Consider the following 16,906-nt stretch of genomic DNA (forward strand, 5'->3'; position numbering starts at 1 on the left):
TTATGGCGGTGGTTTTGGCTTTCCGTTTTGAGCAAAGAAGCTTTATCTGGTGAAGATAACCCCACAAAACCTTTAATTTGCATAATTAAGACAGGCCGGATGACCGTTCCACTGCTATTTGTCCACATAAAGGCGATCGCTCTAACACCCCTTGCTGCAATAATTGAGATATAGCATGGGACAAAGCTACAAAACCCCCTGTAATTGCCATTGTCCTCGTTCCCGCGTCGGCTTGTAATACGTCTGTGTCCACAATTAGCGTCCATTCTCCTAAAATCTCAAAATCTAAAGCAGCCCTTAAACTTCTGCCAATTAAACGTTGAATTTCCTGGGTTCTCCCGGATAATTTCATTAATTCCCGTTCCTGGCGTTTTTGAGTAGCTGATGCCAACATTCTATACTCTGCTGTCAACCAACCCCATTGACATAGTCACGATTTTATCGGTTTGTACCGGGCTTTTTCGCAAGAGGAAAAAATCAGGGATTTTCCATGAGTAAAAGCCAAAAATTGTAAAATTGTAAAATATTGTTACAGGATTCGGCACTTCTACAATCAAGTTTGATAGAATAATTGGGAATAAAGTACAAAAACACTCATGTCACAAAACCATGTCAGACATATATAATATTGCTGTCGTAGGAATGGGTTGCTGTTATCCTGGGGCTAAAACTTTATTAGAACTTTGGGAAAATATACTTACTCGCAGACAACAATTTCGTTCCAATCCAGATGTAAGATTACCTTTATCTGAATATTATGACCCAAATCCGCAAACACCAGATCGTACTTATGGAAATCGGATGGCTGTGATTGATGGTTTTGACTTTGATTGGCGCACACATCGCATTCCTAAAAGTACCATAGATTCTACTGATATAGTGCAATGGTTGGCTCTTGATACAGCCATGAAAGCATTAGAAAATGCAGGTTATTCCCGTGAAACTGTACCTACTGAACTAACAGGAGTAATTTTAGGCAACACTTTAACCGGTGAACAAACCAGAAGTTCTGGACTGAGATTACGTTGGCCTTTTGTGAGAAAAACATTACGTGCGGCTGCTCAAGCTAAAGGTTTACCTCCTGCAACTATCGAAACACTTGTAGAAACTATGGAAAAATTTTACAAGTCTGTTTTTCCTCCCATTACCGAAGATTCTTTAGCAGGTGGACTTTCTAATACTATTGCTGGGAGAATATGTAATTTCTTTAACTTCGATGGTAGTGGTTACACTGTTGATGGTGCTTGCTCTTCATCATTAATTGCAGTAGCAGACGCTTGTACAAAGCTCATTAGTGCTGAATTGAGTCTTGTCTTGGCGGGGGGGGGGGAGATGTAAGTTTAGATACATTTGAACTGATTGGTTTTGCGAAAACTGGTGCTTTAACTGCTAGTGATATGACAGTTTATGATAAACGTGCTAGTGGTTTTATACCGGGTGAAGGTTGTGGTTTTGTGGTGCTAAAACGTTTAGAAGATGCTCAACGTGATGGCAATTATATCTATGCTACTATTAACGGTTGGGGAATTTCTTCTGATGGTAAAGGTGGAATCACAGCACCTTCTAAAATTGGTCAATCAAAAGCACTATTAAGAGCTTATCAAAAAGCTGGTTATAGTCCTCATACTCTTAGTTTTATAGAAGGACATGGAACTGGAACTGCGGTAGGTGATCGGACAGAATTAGAAGGTATTGCTTTAGCAATGAGTCAACATGGTGAAAGTATACCTCGTTCAGTAGGCATGACCTCTTTTAAATCCATAGTGGGACACACAAAAGCAGCTTCAGGCATAGGAGCTTTTATTAAATCAGTAATAGCAGTCAATCAAAGAATTTTACCACCCACCGCAGGTTGCAAAGAACCTAATCAAATATTTGATACATCTGCACAATGTCTTTATCCTATTTTAACTGGTGAAATTCGCAACCCTAATGAAACATTAAAAGCGGGGATTTTTGGTGCAGGTTTTGGTGGTATTAATTGTCATGTAGCAATTTCCTCTGGAGATGCACCTGCTAATCATCTGAAATCTTCTGTTAGAGAAGCATCTTTATTAGTATCTAATCAGGATACCGAAATATTTATCATGAGTGCGTTTTTTGTAGAAGATTTGTTAGAACGCATTTTAATATTAATTGAGCTTTCTCAAGGGATGAGCATAGGGGAAATGGTAGATTTAGCTGCTAAACTTGCTCAAGAAAATCAAGATTCTTTACCTATAAGAGCGGCAATTGTTGCCCATAATCCTACTCAATTATTAGATAGTCTTGTCAGAATTAAGCAAATACTGAATAATCATTCATTAACAAAAGGAGAAGTAATAATTTCCCCGAAAAAAGATATTTATATTGCCAATCAAATCAAAGGTGATCGCATAGGGTTTTTATTTCCCGGACAAGGTTCAGAAAAGTTAAATATGGCGCGTATTTTAGTACAACGCTATGATTGGGCAAAGCAATTAGTAGATCAAGCAGATGAATGGCTGAAAGAAATAGGAATTGCACCCATTAGTCAATTTATTTATTATTCTTTAGAACGTGCTATTAATCAGGAATCAATTAAAGAATGGTCACAATTATTAGCGCGTACAGAATTTGCTCAACCTGCTTTATGTATGACTTCTTTAATATGGATACGTTATTTGGAAAATTTAGGTATTAAACCAGTAGTAGTAGGAGGTCATAGTTTAGGAGAATTAATTGCTTTTTATAATGCAGGTGCTTATGATGAGAAAACGCTGATTTGTTTGGCTGCAATGCGCGGTCAAGCTATGTCTGCATCTTCAGAAAATGCAGGTAGTATGGCTAGTTTAGCTTGTGATCAAGTAACAGCAAAAACTATTTTATCACAAGTTCAAGGTTATGCAATTGTGGCTAATATTAATAGTCCAAATCAAACTATAATTTCAGGCGATCGCTCTGCTATAGAAGCAGCAATTACAATTGCTAAACAACAAAATATTCAGACTCATTTATTACCAGTTTCCAACGCATTTCACTCGGAAAAAGTTAAAAATGCGGCTGAATATTTACAAAATAATGCACCAATTTCAGAACAACTTACTAATCTTTCTGTACCTTTATTTTCTAGTATTAATGGATTAGAAATTAAAACAGGAATTAATTTGCAAGAACATTTTGCTAATCAAGTAATTTCCCAAGTTGATTTTATATCACTTGTAGAAAATATGACTGCTAAATGTGACTTGATGGTAGAAGTAGGATCAGGAAGGGTACTATCAGGATTAGTGAGTAATATTCCTAATAGTTGTCAGTGTTTTCCTTTAGAGTCAAAACCGGGAAATGATTCAGACTTAAACAGTTTTTTAGCCTATTATTTTGTTAATGGAGGTAATATTAAATGGTCAGAACTTTACAAAAATCGTCTGGTTCGTCCTTTCATTCCCGCAGCAGAAAAGATTTTTATTGAAAATCCTTGTGAAGGTAATTTTAATGTTGCAATTTATCATGAAAGTCCAGAACAGATACCAGAACAGATATTAGATAAAAAAGTGGATTTTCTAACGGAATCATCGCAACTTTCCATAAATGGTGAAGAGTTAGAAACCTTACTCTCTAGTTATGTAAGAGAAAGAGGAGCTTTTTTATCTGAATTGATTAAAGCAGATTTGGAATCTTTACCATTTTTCTAAAAAACAACAACAAAACAATTATCAGGGAGAAAACCATGAAAAATTCAACTAATTTGGAAAATCAGTTTAATAAACAAGAACTACTAGAAGTTTTAACTCAGTTACTTACACAACGTAGTGGTTTTTATGCTAAAGTCATTCTTGCTGATTTGGAAAATATATCGGAGTTAAAAGGAAGTTTAACCGATTTGTACTCAGAAGAAGAACCAAAAATTAACTCTAATGGAAATAAAAAAATTTCTAACTCACAAATTCATTATACAAGTCAAAATGTTGAGCATCAGGAGACTATCAATCAAGTTCTTCAGCCTGATGTTTTTACTCCTTGGGAAAAACAGTCTCTAGTGAACGCTCAAACTTTGAGCCAACAAACTATTAATGTAGAAACAATTCTGATAGATTTAGTCGTTCAACAAACTGGTTATCCATCCTCAAGTATTACACTTGATTTAAAATTACTAGATGATTTAAGTTTAGACTCGATTAAAGCAGGACAATTAATAGCCGAAGTCTCGAAAAAGTGTGGAGTAGTGGGTGAAATTGATGACTATTCTTTAGCAAACGCCAGTTTAAAAGATATTACGGAAGTCATTAAATCTGTTATATCGAAAGGAAATAATGTTTCTCCAACAATGACACATTCAAATTCTTTGGCTACTGAACCAAAAATACAAAATCACATTATGGACAAACTAAATCAACTTAGTGAAGCAGAAATAGATTCTCTGCTTTCTGTTCATTTCATCGATCAATAAATTCATCGATCAATAAATGAGGTAAAAATATGGACACAAACAATTTTAACCAGCTTTCTATTGAAGAGAAACGGGCTTTATTAGCTCAATTTATGCAAAAAAAATCTCAGGAAGAAGCAATTACCAATATTCCACCAGAAAATTATCAATTCGACTGTTTTCCAGAATATCAGCAAATGAAACGACGACATGAAAACTTTCATGAAAACTTTGCGGCCAATGGAATTGTCAATCCTTATTTTACTGTTCATCAAGGGATCAACAATAACAAAACCGTAATTGAAGGGCGAGAATTAATTAACTATTCTAGCTATAATTATCTGAATTTATCTGGATCATCTTCAGTGAACCAAGCCGCAAAAGAGGCTATAGATCTTTATGGCACTTCTGTTTCAGCAAGTCGAATACTTTCTGGCGAGAGACCAATCCATTTGGAACTAGAAAAAGAAATAGCTAACTTTTTAGGTGTTGATAATTCTATTGTATTTCTTAGTGGACATGCAACTAATGTTACTACAATTGGTCATCTTTTAGGAGCAGAAGATTTAATTCTCAGTGATGCTTTAATTCATAATTGTGCAGTTCAAGGTTCTATTTTATCGGGTGCAAGAAGACTCTATTTTCCTCATAATGATTGGCACACTTTAGATAATATTCTGGAAAAACAACAGCGACAAAATTACCGAAGAGTTCTAATTATTATTGAGGGTATTTATAGTCAAGATGGAGATATTCCGGATTTGCCAAAATTTATTGAGGTAAAAAAACGTCATAAAGCTCTTTTAATGATAGATGAAGCTCATTCTATAGGTGTTATTGGTAAACATGGTGCTGGTATTGGAGAATATTTTGGAGTTGATCGTACTGATGTGGATTTATGGATGGGAACTTTGAGTAAAGCTTTTGCCAGTTGTGGTGGTTATATTGCTGGTTCAAATGCTTTAGTGGAATATTTGAAATATACGGCCCCGGGTTTTATCTATAGTGTGGGAATGTCATCTGCAAATACAGCGGCCGCTTTAGCCTCTTTAAGAGTACTCCGTGCTGAACCTGAGCGAGTTACTCAATTACACCGACAAGCTAAACGCTTTCTCGAACTGGCTCAAAACTTTGGATTGAATACGGGAGCAAGTAAAAATACTCCTGTCATCCCTGTGATTGTGGGTGACTCTTTCACTTGTATGCTTTTATCTCAATTTTTATTGGAACGAGGTATTAGTGTTCATCCGACGATTTATCCTGCCGTTGCTGAAGATGCGGCACGTCTGCGATTCTTTCTCAGTTGTTCCCATACTGATGAGCAAATTGATTATACGGTTAAGATTGTCGCAGAAGAATTAGCTAAGATTCAAGGAAATACAACAATCTCCAACCTATCACAAATTGAAAACAACTAATAAAAAGGAGAAAAATCATGAAAAATTTCAAGCATTTAGCCAATAACATCAGCAAAGAAGACTTGTTAGAAGTTTTATCTCGTTTACTTCCTCAACGAAGTCAATTTTATGCTAAAGTCATTGTCGCTGATCTAGAGAATTTACCTGGTTTACGGGGAAATTTGACCAATTCTCAACCTCAATCTGAAGAATCATCTATCCAAAACAGCACAATAAAATCACAAACTACCCATTCATCATCTTATGTCAGTAGTTTTTCTGTGGAAATTATCAAAGCAGAATTAACAACAGATGTTAGATACACAGTTGAGAAAATAGCCATTGCTTGCATCAAATCTCATCAGAAATTAGCCGAAAATATAGCCCAATTATGGGATGGTTTTGATATACCTGATCGCTTGTTAATTTTAATCCCAGAAACATGGGAAAATTTAAAAGAAACTATAGAAATGTTAACCAATGTAGCTCAAAAAACTGCTGGAAAAACCTGCGAATTAGGATTTATTCAATTTGGTAATGGTTATTTTTCTCGCTGCGAAAATAATGATCAACCTACTTCTGTTCTTAGTGTAGCTTCCTTTGCTGCAAGTTTACATTTAGAACGTCCTAAGCTGAAAATTCGGGTTGTAGAATTTGATCACAGACTGTCTTTGGAGATTATTAACCAGAAAATAAAAGCTGAATTTACCACAAGCGATAATTATAGTGTAGCTGGTTATAATTGTGAAAGTCAACGTCATCAAATGCTTTATGACTTAGCACAGAAAAAATCACAATCAAGAAATGTTAATCTCACATCAGAAGACGTAATTATCGTTACAGGTGGTGCTAAAGGAATTACGGCTGAATGTGCTATTGCTCTTGCTGAAAAATATCACTGTAAAATGGCTTTAGTTGGTAGTTCTCCTGTGAATGAGGAAGTACAAAATACTCTCAAAAAATACACAAATGCTCAATTAATAGCTAAATATTACTCTTGCAATATTACTGACTTAAATGCAGTCAATCAACTGATTCAAAAAGTAACAACTGAATTAGGAATTATCACAACAGTAATTCACGGAGCAGGTACTAATAAACCTCGGAGAACAGAACAAGTATCTTCTAGCGAAGCATATCAAGAAATAGCACCTAAATTAATTGGTGCGTTGAATTTAATTACAGCCTTAAAATACCATCAATTAAAATATTTTATTGCCTTTACTTCTATTATTGGAGTTACAGGAATGTTAGGCAATAGTTGGTATGCTTTTTCTAACGAAACGGTAGATTTATTATTAAGAAATCTCAAAAAACAAACAGGAACAGAGACAATAACTCTAGCCTATAGTGTTTGGAGTGAAGTAGGAATGGGTGCAAAAATGGGCAGCACTAAAACATTAGCTAATATGGGAATTGATGCTATACCTCCCCATCTTGGAGTAGCAGAATTTTTGCACTGGATAGAAAATTTTACATATGATCAACAAATTGTTATTGCGGCTAAATTAGGTGGTTTAGATACTTGGAAACGTAAAAATTATAATTTCCCTATTGCAAATCGTTATCTGGAAAAAATAGAGTATTTTGAACCAGGAATAGAGTTAATTGTGCGTTGTTCTCTTAATCGTCAACATGACCTTTATGTGAATGATCATAACTTCAATGGTTCGCTATTATTTCCTACAGTATTTGGTTTAGAAGCAATGACACAAGCAGCATCTTATGTCACAGGAATTACTAATATCAATTCTGTCAAATTAGAACATATTTCTCTTTTGCGTCCTATCGTAGTACCTGAAAATGGAGAAATCAAAATTCAGATTTACGCTAGAGTAGATGGAAATAAAGTTTTTGCAGCTATTTCTACTGAAGGATCTAATTATAAAACTTCTCATTTTTCAGCAGAAATTACTTTAAATCACAGCAATGAAAAGCCAACAAAAAATTTGAATATAACCAATAAATCTTTACATCTTGAGTCAAAAACAGATATCTATAGTTGGCTACTTTTTCAAGGTTCTACCTATCAAAATATTGACAAGGTTTATCTGCTTAATTCTGATCAAGTAATTTTGTCAACCAAGGGTTTTTATACTGATACTTCTGAAATTTGTTTTTCATCTAATAAATTAGCTCCTTTTAGTTTAGGTAGTCCACTTTTGCGTGATGTCCTGTTACAGTCTGGTCAACTTCCCCTCACACAAAATGTTTACCTACCTATCAGTATAGAGGAATGGCAGATTTTTAATATTCAAAATTTCTCCACCAGAGGTTTTGTAGAAACAACAATTCTTAAAGTAGAAGATAAGACAGCGGTTGCCGATGTAGTCTTTGTTAATGAGAATAATGAAGTTATAGAAAAGATTTTCGGCTATCATGTTAAATCACTTAAACCCACTCCTGAATATCCACATCCAAAAGATATTAGTGATCGCTTTTTCATTGAAAATAAAATTACAGAAGGTTTCAAATCCTATGAACATTTGTTGACAGATCAACCCCAGTTAATTATTTACAAACATTCTGAATTATTTAATACTCTTCAGAGTGAAACTCGTCATCAGATAGAACAACAAGTATTTACCGAAAAATACGCTTCTGTTAACGGAATTAATCAAGAAAAAATAATTTGGTTAGACAGTGGAAAGCCCCAATTTGCTAAGAGTAACTTACAGATTTCTATAGCTCATAGTCGCACCTTATTGTTAATGACCATTGGACAAAATATTCAAGGTTGCGACTTAGAATTTGTGGAACAGAGAACACTAGAGCAATGGCTAGATTTACTCGGAAATCAGTATCAAACTTTATTGCAGGAATTTAAAAATTATGATGATACTCTTTGCTCTTTTGCTACAAGATTATGGTGTGTCAAAGAGTCAATTTTCAAAGCTACGGGTATTTTTCCCCAATTAATTACAGTAGAAATGAAAAGCCAAAAAGGAGTTATTTTTACTGCTCAAGTAGTGAATAATTCTTTTCATGTTTTAACATTTCCTGTGAATATTTGGCACAAAAATATCGTTATTGTAGCTAGTTTAGTTCATCGACAAAACCTCGTCCTGATCTAGAATTTGGGCTTTGCGTGATCATAAAAGTGCTAAATCAGTAGCTTGTGAATTACCAACAATAATCCTGGATTATTTCCAGAAATTATTGTAATCAATGTGGGACAGGCATCTTGCCTGTCACAATTCAAAAATACAGATAGGATGCCTGTACTACAGTAAAAGTAACAGAAAAAGTAACAGAGGTAATCAAAAATGAACCCACAAAATCAACAACAAATAGAACCTTTAATTAACAATAATTACGATGTTATTATCATCGGAGCAGGATTAGGAGGCTTAACTGCGGGTGCAAAACTTGCAAAAGAAGGGAGAAAAGTTTTGTTAGTCGAACAACATTATGTGGTCGGTGGATGTGCTACTATTTTTAAGCGCAAAGATTTCACCTTTGAGGTAGGATTACATCAACTTGATGGGCTACATGACAAAGATCCCAAGAAAAAAATATTTGCAGAATTAGGAGTATTTGATCATGTTGAATTTATTAAAATAGATGAATTTTACCGCTTTAAAAATAATCGCCTTGATTTTACAATTCCTGCTGATGCAGAATTAGCAATTGCGAAATTATGCCAAAAATTTCCCCATGAAAAAAAAGGTATCAGAAAATTTTTTCAGAAAATAAATGCCATTGCTGAAGAAGTAACTAGATTACCAGAAGAACATTGGCAACAACTTTTATTAATGCCTGTCTTTCCTTTTATTTACCCTAATTTGACTTTGGCAATTAAGCAAACTTTGGGTAATTTTTTAGATTCAATTATCAAAGATCAAGAATTAAAATTATTACTTTGTGGAAATATGTATTATTACCATACCAATCCGTACACATTGTCTCTCGTATTTTACTCTCTTGCACAATCTAGTTATTTTCATGGATCTTGGTTTATCAAAGGTGGATCTCAAGTTTTATCTAATTATTTAGCTTCTGTAATTAAAGAGCATAACGGGGAGATATTATTATCTCATCTCGTAACCAAAATAATGACAAATAAAGGAAAAGTTATCGGGATTGAGTGCGAGAGTAAACCAAAGAAAAAGGTTAAACAATTTTTCGCTCAAACTATTATAGCTAATGCCGCTATTCCTAATATTGTAAATTTACTTCCTGAGCCAGAAAATAATCTTTTACAAAAGCAGATTCAAAACTATGTCGCTGGTTGCACATTTATTGCTATTTACTTGGGTTTTAAAAGAGAAATCTCTCAACTTGGCAACTTAAACTATTCTATATTTAGGTTTGATGATGATATTCATAGTTTAGATGATATGAATATTAATAATACAGCCGAATATGAGAAGCGAATCTTTACTTTTGTGGATTATAGTCAAATTGATTCAGGGCTTGCTCCTTCTGGTAAAAGTACCGGATCTTTTTTATTAGTTGATCATTTATCAGATTGGGAAGGACTTAGCTTACAAGAATACAAGAAAAAGAAAGAATCAATTGCTCAAATAGCTTTAGAACGCTTAGAAAAAGAGATTCCGGGCATTAGTGAAGAGGTAGAACATTATGAAGTAGCAACATCAAAAACTATTCAAAGATATACATTAAATCCTCAAGGTACACCCTACGGATTTGCAGCTATACCTAGTCAAGTGGGATTATTTAGACTACCTAATAAATCTCCTATTCCGGGGCTTTATTTTGCCTCAGCTTGGACTTATCCAGGACATGGGTTTGGAGGAACTATTATAAGTGGCTATTTATGTGCTAGACAAGTTCATAAATTTCTCAATATTAAAAATTAAAATACAACTTAAAGGTATATTAAGATAATAACGCAATTAAAAACGTGAGTAAATATGAATTTACAACTATTCAATACGTTCAAAAAGAGCGGTACAACTACCTTAATTATTGCTATAGTCAGTTCAGGATTTGTGATGGCGATCGCCTACTCTATAGTTAAAAAACAGTTACCTAATCAAACATCTTTACCAGTTTCTTTGCAAAATCAAAATCTTCCTCAAGCAATAGCAGCTTTAGGATATTTAGAACCCCAGGGAGAAGTTATTCAACTATCAGCCCCCGCTTTTATGGAAGGTGCAAGAGTTAAAAAACTTTTAGTTAAACGTGGACAACAAATAAATGCGGGACAAATCATTGCAATTCTTGATAATAGCGATCGCCTCACTGCAATTTTAGAAGAAGCTAAAACAAACGTTAAAGTTGCCAATGCACGTTTACAACAAGTAAAAGCTGGTGCAAAACAAGGCGAAATTACTGCTCAAAAATCCAAATTTCAAGCAACTCAAGCCGAATTACAAGGACAAATTACCACCCAAAAAGCCACCATTGCTAGTTTAAAATACGATTTAGAAGGGCAAAAAAATACTCAAAAAGCTGTCATTCAGAGAATTGAATCTGAATTAAAAAATGCCCAAACAGAATGTAGTCGCTATGAAAATTTATATACAGATGGTGCTGTTTCCACTTCTCAAAAAGATAACATTTGTCTGCAAAAAGAAATCAAAGAAAATCAACTAAAAGAAGCAAAATCAACTTTAAATCAAGTTATTACCACTAAACAAGAGCAAATTAATCAAGCCACGGCAAATCTTAATCGTACTATTAACACAGTTAGTCGTCAAATCAGTCAGGATCAAGCAACTTTAGCCGCAGTATCAGAAGTAAGACCTACAGATGTAATTTTAGCAAATACACAATTAGAAGCTGCACAAAAAGCCGTCAAAACTGCTCAAGCTAATTTAGATTTATCCTATGTTCGTTCCCCTCAAAATGGGCAAATTATTAAAATTCACACTTGGCCTGGTGAACTTATTAGCAATAAAGGCATTGTTGCGATTGGTAATACTCAGCAAATGTATGTCACAACTGAAATATATGAAACCGATATTAATAAAGTAAAATTAGGGCAAATTGCCACCATAAAAGCTGATGGTATTGTCGAAGGATTAACGGGGATTGTGGATGAAATTGGCTTAGAAATTAGTAGCAAAAATGTATTAAGCACAGATCCAGTAGCAGACGCAGATGCTAGAGTTGTGGAAGTAAAAATTAAATTAAATCCCCAAGACAGTATCAAAGTTTCTCGGTTGACTAATTTACAAGTTAATGTCATTATTAATTCTGGAAAAACTGATAATTAATATCTTTGATAATTAATATCTTGTTTAAGATCTCAATTGTTACTCAATAGTCACTCATAAAATCAATCATGTTTAACAAACTACCAACGGCTTGGCTACAACTAAGATATCAAAAAATTAGACTAATTGTCGCCCTTTCTGGCGTAATTTTCGCAGTAGTTATTGTTTTTATGCAGTTAGGTATTCGTGATGCTTTATTTGATAGTGCTGTTCATTTACATCAAGGATTAAATGGAGATTATTTTTTAATTAGTCCTCGTAGTACCGCTTTAATTGCTATGGAAAGTTTTCCTGAACGTCGTTTAACTCAAACTTTAGCTTTTCCAGAAGTAGATTTTGTTACTCCAATTTATTTGGGTTTTGGTCAATGGAAAAATCCTCAAACCAGAAATAATTGGCGGAATATTTTTGTTATTGGTTTTGATATTAGACATCAAATTTTTGATTTACCAGGTGTTAATGAAAATATAGATAAATTAAAAATACCCGATCAAGTATTATTCGATCAAGGTTCAAGAAGTGAATTTGGTCCGGTTGTTGCTGAATTTCAAAAACAACAAAAGGTAATTACTGAAATAACAGCTAGTGGAAATAATCGGAAAATCACAGTAGCTGGTTTATTTCAATTAGGTACATCTTTTGGTTCAGATGGTAATTTAATTACCAGTCATTTGAATTTTCAAAGGATTTTTTCTAACCGTAAAAAAGGCATAATAGATATTGGTTTTATTAAATTAAAACCTGATGCAAATTTAGAATATTTTGGTAAAAAACTTAAACAGTATTTACCCAAAGATGTGAAAATTTTAAGTAAACAAGAACTTATTAACTTTGAAAAAAATTACTGGCAAACTAGCACAGCAATTGGCTTTATATTTAACTTAGGAGTTGCATTAGGAATTATCGTGGGAATTGTCGTTGTTTATCAAATTCTTTATTCTAATGTTTCTGAACACTTACCCCAATATGCTACATTAAAAGCCATTGGTTATCGTAATAAATACCTCCTATCAATGGTATTACAACAAGCTGTTTTAATTGCTATTTTAGGCTATATTCCCGGCTTTCTCATTGCCATAATTCAATACCATTTTACAAAAGCAGCTACTCTTTTACCTATAATTATGACTTGGGAAAGAGGAATATTTGTCTTCGTTGCCACCATGTTAATGTGTTTTATTTCTGGTGCAACCGCCGTTGCTAAACTAAAATCTGCCGATCCTGCTGATATTTTTTAATAGTTTTTTAACAGTTTTGAGGAGTTTTAACTAGTTATGAACCCAAGTATAAAAATTGAGGATTTAAACCATTTTTATGGTGAAAAAGAATTAACAAAACAGGTATTATTTGATATTAATTTAGAAATTAAACCAGGAGAAATTGTAATTTTGACAGGTCCTTCTGGTTCAGGAAAAACAACTTTACTTTCCTTAATTGGTGCTTTACGCTCAGTACAAAATGGTAGTTTACAAGAATTAAATCAAGAATTATATGGAGCAAGTGAAGATCAATTAGTACAAATACGTCGTCATATTGGTTATATTTTTCAGGCACATAATTTATTACCTTTTTTAACAGCAAGAGAAAATGTACAAATGTCCATAGAACTTCATGAAAATATTAGCAAAAAACAAGCGATCGCCAAATCAGAAGCTATATTAAAAGAAGTTGGTTTAGGTGAAAGAATAAACTATTATCCTGATAATTTATCTGGAGGACAAAAACAAAGAGTAGCGATAGCTCGTGCTTTAGTCGGTCATCCTAGCATAGTTTTAGCAGATGAACCTACAGCAGCATTAGATAAAAAAACAGGTAGAGATGTAGTTAATTTAATGCAAATTTTAGCCAAAGAGCAACATTGTACTATTTTACTTGTTACCCATGATGATCGAATTTTAGATATAGCTGATCGTGTTATTCAGATGGAAGATGGAAGACTTGATACTACCACAAATTTTGCTGAATAGGAGTGTACAATCAAGAAAATATGGTTACACCACACAATCAAAATCTCAAACTTTGCGCCTTTGTGCGAAACATAATTCATATTGCTATTATGCAACGTCCAAAATATACTAAGATACAAAATTTATGCACTGATACCCTATTGATATTATCCTGACAGGTTCTCAAATGCCCAAGTCTCTTTTAGATTAAGTATTTACAAAATCACTCACAGAAATGGAAGATAATAGGAAAGAAGTAGCCTTTTTGGCTATATTTTCAGAAAGTTGAACTTGCTTAATTGTAACTAAACCTTCGTTAATGAAAGAATCTCTAACTAAAGCTTTTTCTCCACTATTAAAAGAAGTTTCATAAAATACTTCTTTAATTCCAGCGGAGATAATTAACTTCAAACAAGATAAACAGGGTTCTCATGTTACGTATATACTTGATCCATCTGTAGATATACCATACTTTGAGGCTTGAGCGATCGCATTAGCTTCCGCGTGTACAGCCCTTGATGGTAGTGTTTTACTAGCATCACAGCTATTTAAACCTGGATAACAGTATCCTTGGGTTGTACTTTGAGCTAACTCCTGCGGCCGTAGATAACGGAATTGATGGTGTAGAGACTTTCTCCGCTTACAGTAATCCTAAACCCTGGAAACCAAGTATTGTGGAAACAGAGGAAGTACAACAGTTAGCGGGGAAATTCAATTTATTTAACACCTGTGGTACTGATACACATGGTGTAAATCTACTGCAAAGGTTGTAGATATGTATTAAAATATCTATCTAAATCCCCTCATATCTACTCAATAAGTATGCTATACTTCAGATATGAGTAAATTGACTAGATCAGAGGCGGCAAAGCTAAAAAGTGTCAGTGTTTACACTCCCAGTTGGTGAGAGTTAGAAGGCAAATTAGTACCTAAAAGAACTCCCAGAAGCTCAAAGTAGATTTGAGCTTTATTTTATATAATCGTCTTAAGAGTCCGCATTTTTTCTCTAGCTATGGTAAAATTACTTCTCAGTAGAATTAACGTTTTGTTAAATCTTTCTATAATAGGAAAATTAAATATATTAGTTAACAAAACTTCAGAAATAACTTATTGAATTTTGATCCATTGTGGGGTAAGCTACAAATTCAGTGATGTGCAGTTTTTTCTCCCTTGCTCATCCCATGACTAAATCGGTCTTCAGAGAAAATGCTTCATGACCAATCCTTACCCGTTTGAGGTAGATAGATCAGGAAAAAAGAGAATTGCAGCCAACCAGGTTAATATCTGGAATGTAGTTTTCCGGTAAAGTTCCACAGAAGACCAATAAAGGCCAGTTAATCTTAATCAAATCGGTTGAGTGGGATATGCTTTCCTCAAGATGAAAAGATTTTGTATTGCTGGGACGAAAAACAACAGCGTCAAAAGAGTACGTCTGAATCATGGTAAAAAGTGAGTTATGGTAATTCTACCCATAGCTTAATTTGTGCAGCCGCACTGCCACCATAGAAACTAATCGCCCCAAAATATAAGCAAAACTTATGATCTTATTAAGAATGAATAAAGAGTAAGAATGAGAAGAAGTTGCACATAACGTGATTTGATAGTAATAAAGAAAGACTTCTTGGAAGAAAAATATGTCTTACGCGCAAACTAAGACTCAGGCTAAGTCTGGGTATCAAGCTGGGGTTAAAGATTACAGACTAACTTATTACACACCGGATTACACACCCAAAGATACAGATTTACTAGCAGCATTTCGGATGACTCCCCAACCTGGAGTTCCCCCCGAAGAAGCTGGTGCGGCTGTAGCTGCTGAGTCTTCCACTGGTACTTGGACAACAGTTTGGACAGACTTACTCACCGACCTAGATCGCTACAAAGGTCGTTGTTATGATATCGAACCAGTTCCTGGTGAAGATAACCAATACATCTGTTACGTTGCTTATCCTTTAGACTTGTTTGAAGAAGGTTCTATCACCAACGTATTGACATCTATTGTCGGTAACGTATTTGGTTTTAAAGCTTTGCGGGCTTTACGTTTGGAAGACATTCGTTTTCCGGTAGCTTACATCAAGACCTTCCAAGGACCTCCTCACGGTATTCAAGTTGAGCGCGACAAATTGAACAAATATGGTCGTCCTCTGTTGGGTTGTACAATTAAGCCCAAATTAGGTCTTTCCGCGAAGAACTACGGACGTGCTGTATACGAATGTTTACGTGGTGGTTTGGACTTCACCAAAGACGACGAAAACATCAACTCAGCACCATTCCAAAGATGGCGCGATCGCTTCTTGTTCGTAGCTGAAGCTATCAACAAAGCCCAAGCGGAAACCGGCGAAATCAAAGGTCACTACCTGAACGTTACCGCTCCTACCTGCGAAGAAATGTTGAAACGGGCTGAGTACGCTAAAGAACTCAAACAGCCCATCATCATGCACGACTACCTGACCGCAGGTTTTACCGCTAACACCACATTGGCTCGCTGGTGTCGTGATAATGGTATTCTGTTGCACATTCACCGTGCTATGCACGCTGTAATTGACCGTCAGAAAAACCACGGTATCCACTTCCGCGTATTAGCTAAAGCTCTCCGCTTGTCTGGTGGTGATCACATCCACACTGGTACAGTTGTTGGTAAATTAGAAGGTGAACGCGGTATCACCATGGGCTTCGTTGACCTATTACGTGAAAACTACGTTGAGCAAGACAAGTCTCGCGGTATTTACTTTACCCAAGACTGGGCTTCTTTACCTGGTGTAATGGCCGTTGCTTCCGGTGGTATCCACGTATGGCATATGCCCGCGTTGGTTGAGATCTTCGGTGATGACTCCGTATTACAATTCGGTGGTGGTACTTTAGGACATCCCTGGGGTAACGCTCCTGGTGCTACAGCTAACCGTGTAGCTTTGGAAGCTTGTATCCAAGCTCGTAACGAAGGACGTAACATGGCTCGTGAAGGTAACGATATCATCCGCGAAGCTGCTAAGTGGT

Annotated in this window: 11 protein-coding genes and 2 pseudogenes; 11 read left to right on the plus strand and 2 right to left on the minus strand. The window is 35.0% G+C overall.

All coding sequences use genetic code 11. The annotated features are described in order from the left end of the window. Positions 1-112: 112 nt before the first annotated feature. Positions 113-418: pseudogene (rph, locus tag ACIR310F_RS21235) on the minus strand (ribonuclease PH); the annotation flags it as partial. A gap of 191 nt (positions 419-609) precedes the next feature. Between rph and ACIR310F_RS27210 the strand changes: the two are divergent. From ACIR310F_RS27210 to ACIR310F_RS0101885, 9 genes are all read left to right on the plus strand, one after another. Then, positions 610-1,338, plus strand: a complete 729-nt coding sequence (locus ACIR310F_RS27210; RefSeq protein ID WP_269208326.1) for a beta-ketoacyl synthase N-terminal-like domain-containing protein — start codon at positions 610-612, stop codon at positions 1,336-1,338. Positions 1,339-1,358: 20 nt separating this feature from the next. Next, entirely contained in the window at positions 1,359-3,653 is a 2,295-nt protein-coding gene (locus tag ACIR310F_RS27215) for an acyltransferase domain-containing protein (RefSeq protein ID WP_269208330.1), read from the plus strand. A gap of 35 nt (positions 3,654-3,688) precedes the next feature. After that, positions 3,689-4,408: a phosphopantetheine-binding protein gene (locus tag ACIR310F_RS0101855; RefSeq protein WP_028082359.1), complete on the plus strand. Its 720-nt coding sequence runs from the start codon at positions 3,689-3,691 to the stop codon at positions 4,406-4,408. Between the two features lie 29 nt (positions 4,409-4,437). Continuing rightward, the gene (locus ACIR310F_RS0101860; RefSeq protein ID WP_028082360.1) at positions 4,438-5,805 is read left to right on the plus strand and encodes an aminotransferase class I/II-fold pyridoxal phosphate-dependent enzyme; all 1,368 of its coding nucleotides are present in this window, start codon (positions 4,438-4,440) and stop codon (positions 5,803-5,805) included. A gap of 17 nt (positions 5,806-5,822) precedes the next feature. Beyond that, entirely contained in the window at positions 5,823-8,858 is a 3,036-nt protein-coding gene (locus tag ACIR310F_RS23470) for an SDR family NAD(P)-dependent oxidoreductase (RefSeq protein ID WP_051289441.1), read from the plus strand. A 192-nt stretch (positions 8,859-9,050) separates the two neighbouring features. Beyond that, positions 9,051-10,607, plus strand: coding sequence for a phytoene desaturase family protein (locus ACIR310F_RS21250; protein ID WP_051289442.1), 1,557 nt, complete (start codon positions 9,051-9,053; stop codon positions 10,605-10,607). 54 nt (positions 10,608-10,661) lie between these two features. Further along, positions 10,662-11,969, plus strand: a complete 1,308-nt coding sequence (locus tag ACIR310F_RS0101875) for an ABC exporter membrane fusion protein (RefSeq protein ID WP_028082361.1) — start codon at positions 10,662-10,664, stop codon at positions 11,967-11,969. Positions 11,970-12,037: 68 nt separating this feature from the next. Continuing rightward, positions 12,038-13,207 (plus strand): ABC transporter permease DevC, encoded by a 1,170-nt coding sequence (gene devC / locus ACIR310F_RS0101880; protein ID WP_028082362.1) that lies wholly within the window; start codon positions 12,038-12,040, stop codon positions 13,205-13,207. Positions 13,208-13,243: 36 nt separating this feature from the next. After that, on the plus strand, positions 13,244-13,936 hold the full coding sequence (locus ACIR310F_RS0101885; protein WP_028082363.1) for a DevA family ABC transporter ATP-binding protein: 693 nt from the start codon (positions 13,244-13,246) through the stop codon (positions 13,934-13,936). 186 nt (positions 13,937-14,122) lie between these two features. On the opposite strand, the gene ACIR310F_RS26555 is transcribed toward ACIR310F_RS0101885, so the two are convergent. Continuing rightward, on the minus strand, positions 14,123-14,326 hold the full coding sequence (locus ACIR310F_RS26555; protein ID WP_231387356.1) for a hypothetical protein: 204 nt from the start codon (positions 14,324-14,326) through the stop codon (positions 14,123-14,125). Positions 14,327-14,493: 167 nt separating this feature from the next. Between ACIR310F_RS26555 and ACIR310F_RS0101895 the strand changes: the two are divergent. Continuing rightward, positions 14,494-14,688, plus strand: a pseudogene (locus ACIR310F_RS0101895) (PHP domain-containing protein); the annotation flags it as partial. An 861-nt stretch (positions 14,689-15,549) separates the two neighbouring features. Then, the coding region (locus ACIR310F_RS21260; protein WP_231387357.1) for a form I ribulose bisphosphate carboxylase large subunit at positions 15,550-16,906 on the plus strand (1,357 nt) is incomplete at its 3' end.

It is taken from the genome of Dolichospermum circinale AWQC310F (genome assembly GCF_000426925.1).
Taxonomy (GTDB): Bacteria; Cyanobacteriota; Cyanobacteriia; order Cyanobacteriales; family Nostocaceae; genus Dolichospermum; species Dolichospermum circinale.

What these genes read in the sequence shown, in the direction of transcription:
- ACIR310F_RS0101885 (WP_028082363.1), top strand. Translation starts at nt 13,244, where the DNA reads ATGAACCCAAGTATAAAAATTGAGGATTTAAACCATTTTTATGGTGAA.
- ACIR310F_RS27210 (WP_269208326.1), top strand. Translation starts at nt 610, where the DNA reads ATGTCAGACATATATAATATTGCTGTCGTAGGAATGGGTTGCTGTTAT.
- ACIR310F_RS21250 (WP_051289442.1), top strand. Translation starts at nt 9,051, where the DNA reads ATGAACCCACAAAATCAACAACAAATAGAACCTTTAATTAACAATAAT.
- ACIR310F_RS0101860 (WP_028082360.1), top strand. Translation starts at nt 4,438, where the DNA reads ATGGACACAAACAATTTTAACCAGCTTTCTATTGAAGAGAAACGGGCT.
- ACIR310F_RS0101875 (WP_028082361.1), top strand. Translation starts at nt 10,662, where the DNA reads ATGAATTTACAACTATTCAATACGTTCAAAAAGAGCGGTACAACTACC.
- ACIR310F_RS0101855 (WP_028082359.1), top strand. Translation starts at nt 3,689, where the DNA reads ATGAAAAATTCAACTAATTTGGAAAATCAGTTTAATAAACAAGAACTA.
- devC (WP_028082362.1), top strand. Translation starts at nt 12,038, where the DNA reads ATGTTTAACAAACTACCAACGGCTTGGCTACAACTAAGATATCAAAAA.
- ACIR310F_RS23470 (WP_051289441.1), top strand. Translation starts at nt 5,823, where the DNA reads ATGAAAAATTTCAAGCATTTAGCCAATAACATCAGCAAAGAAGACTTG.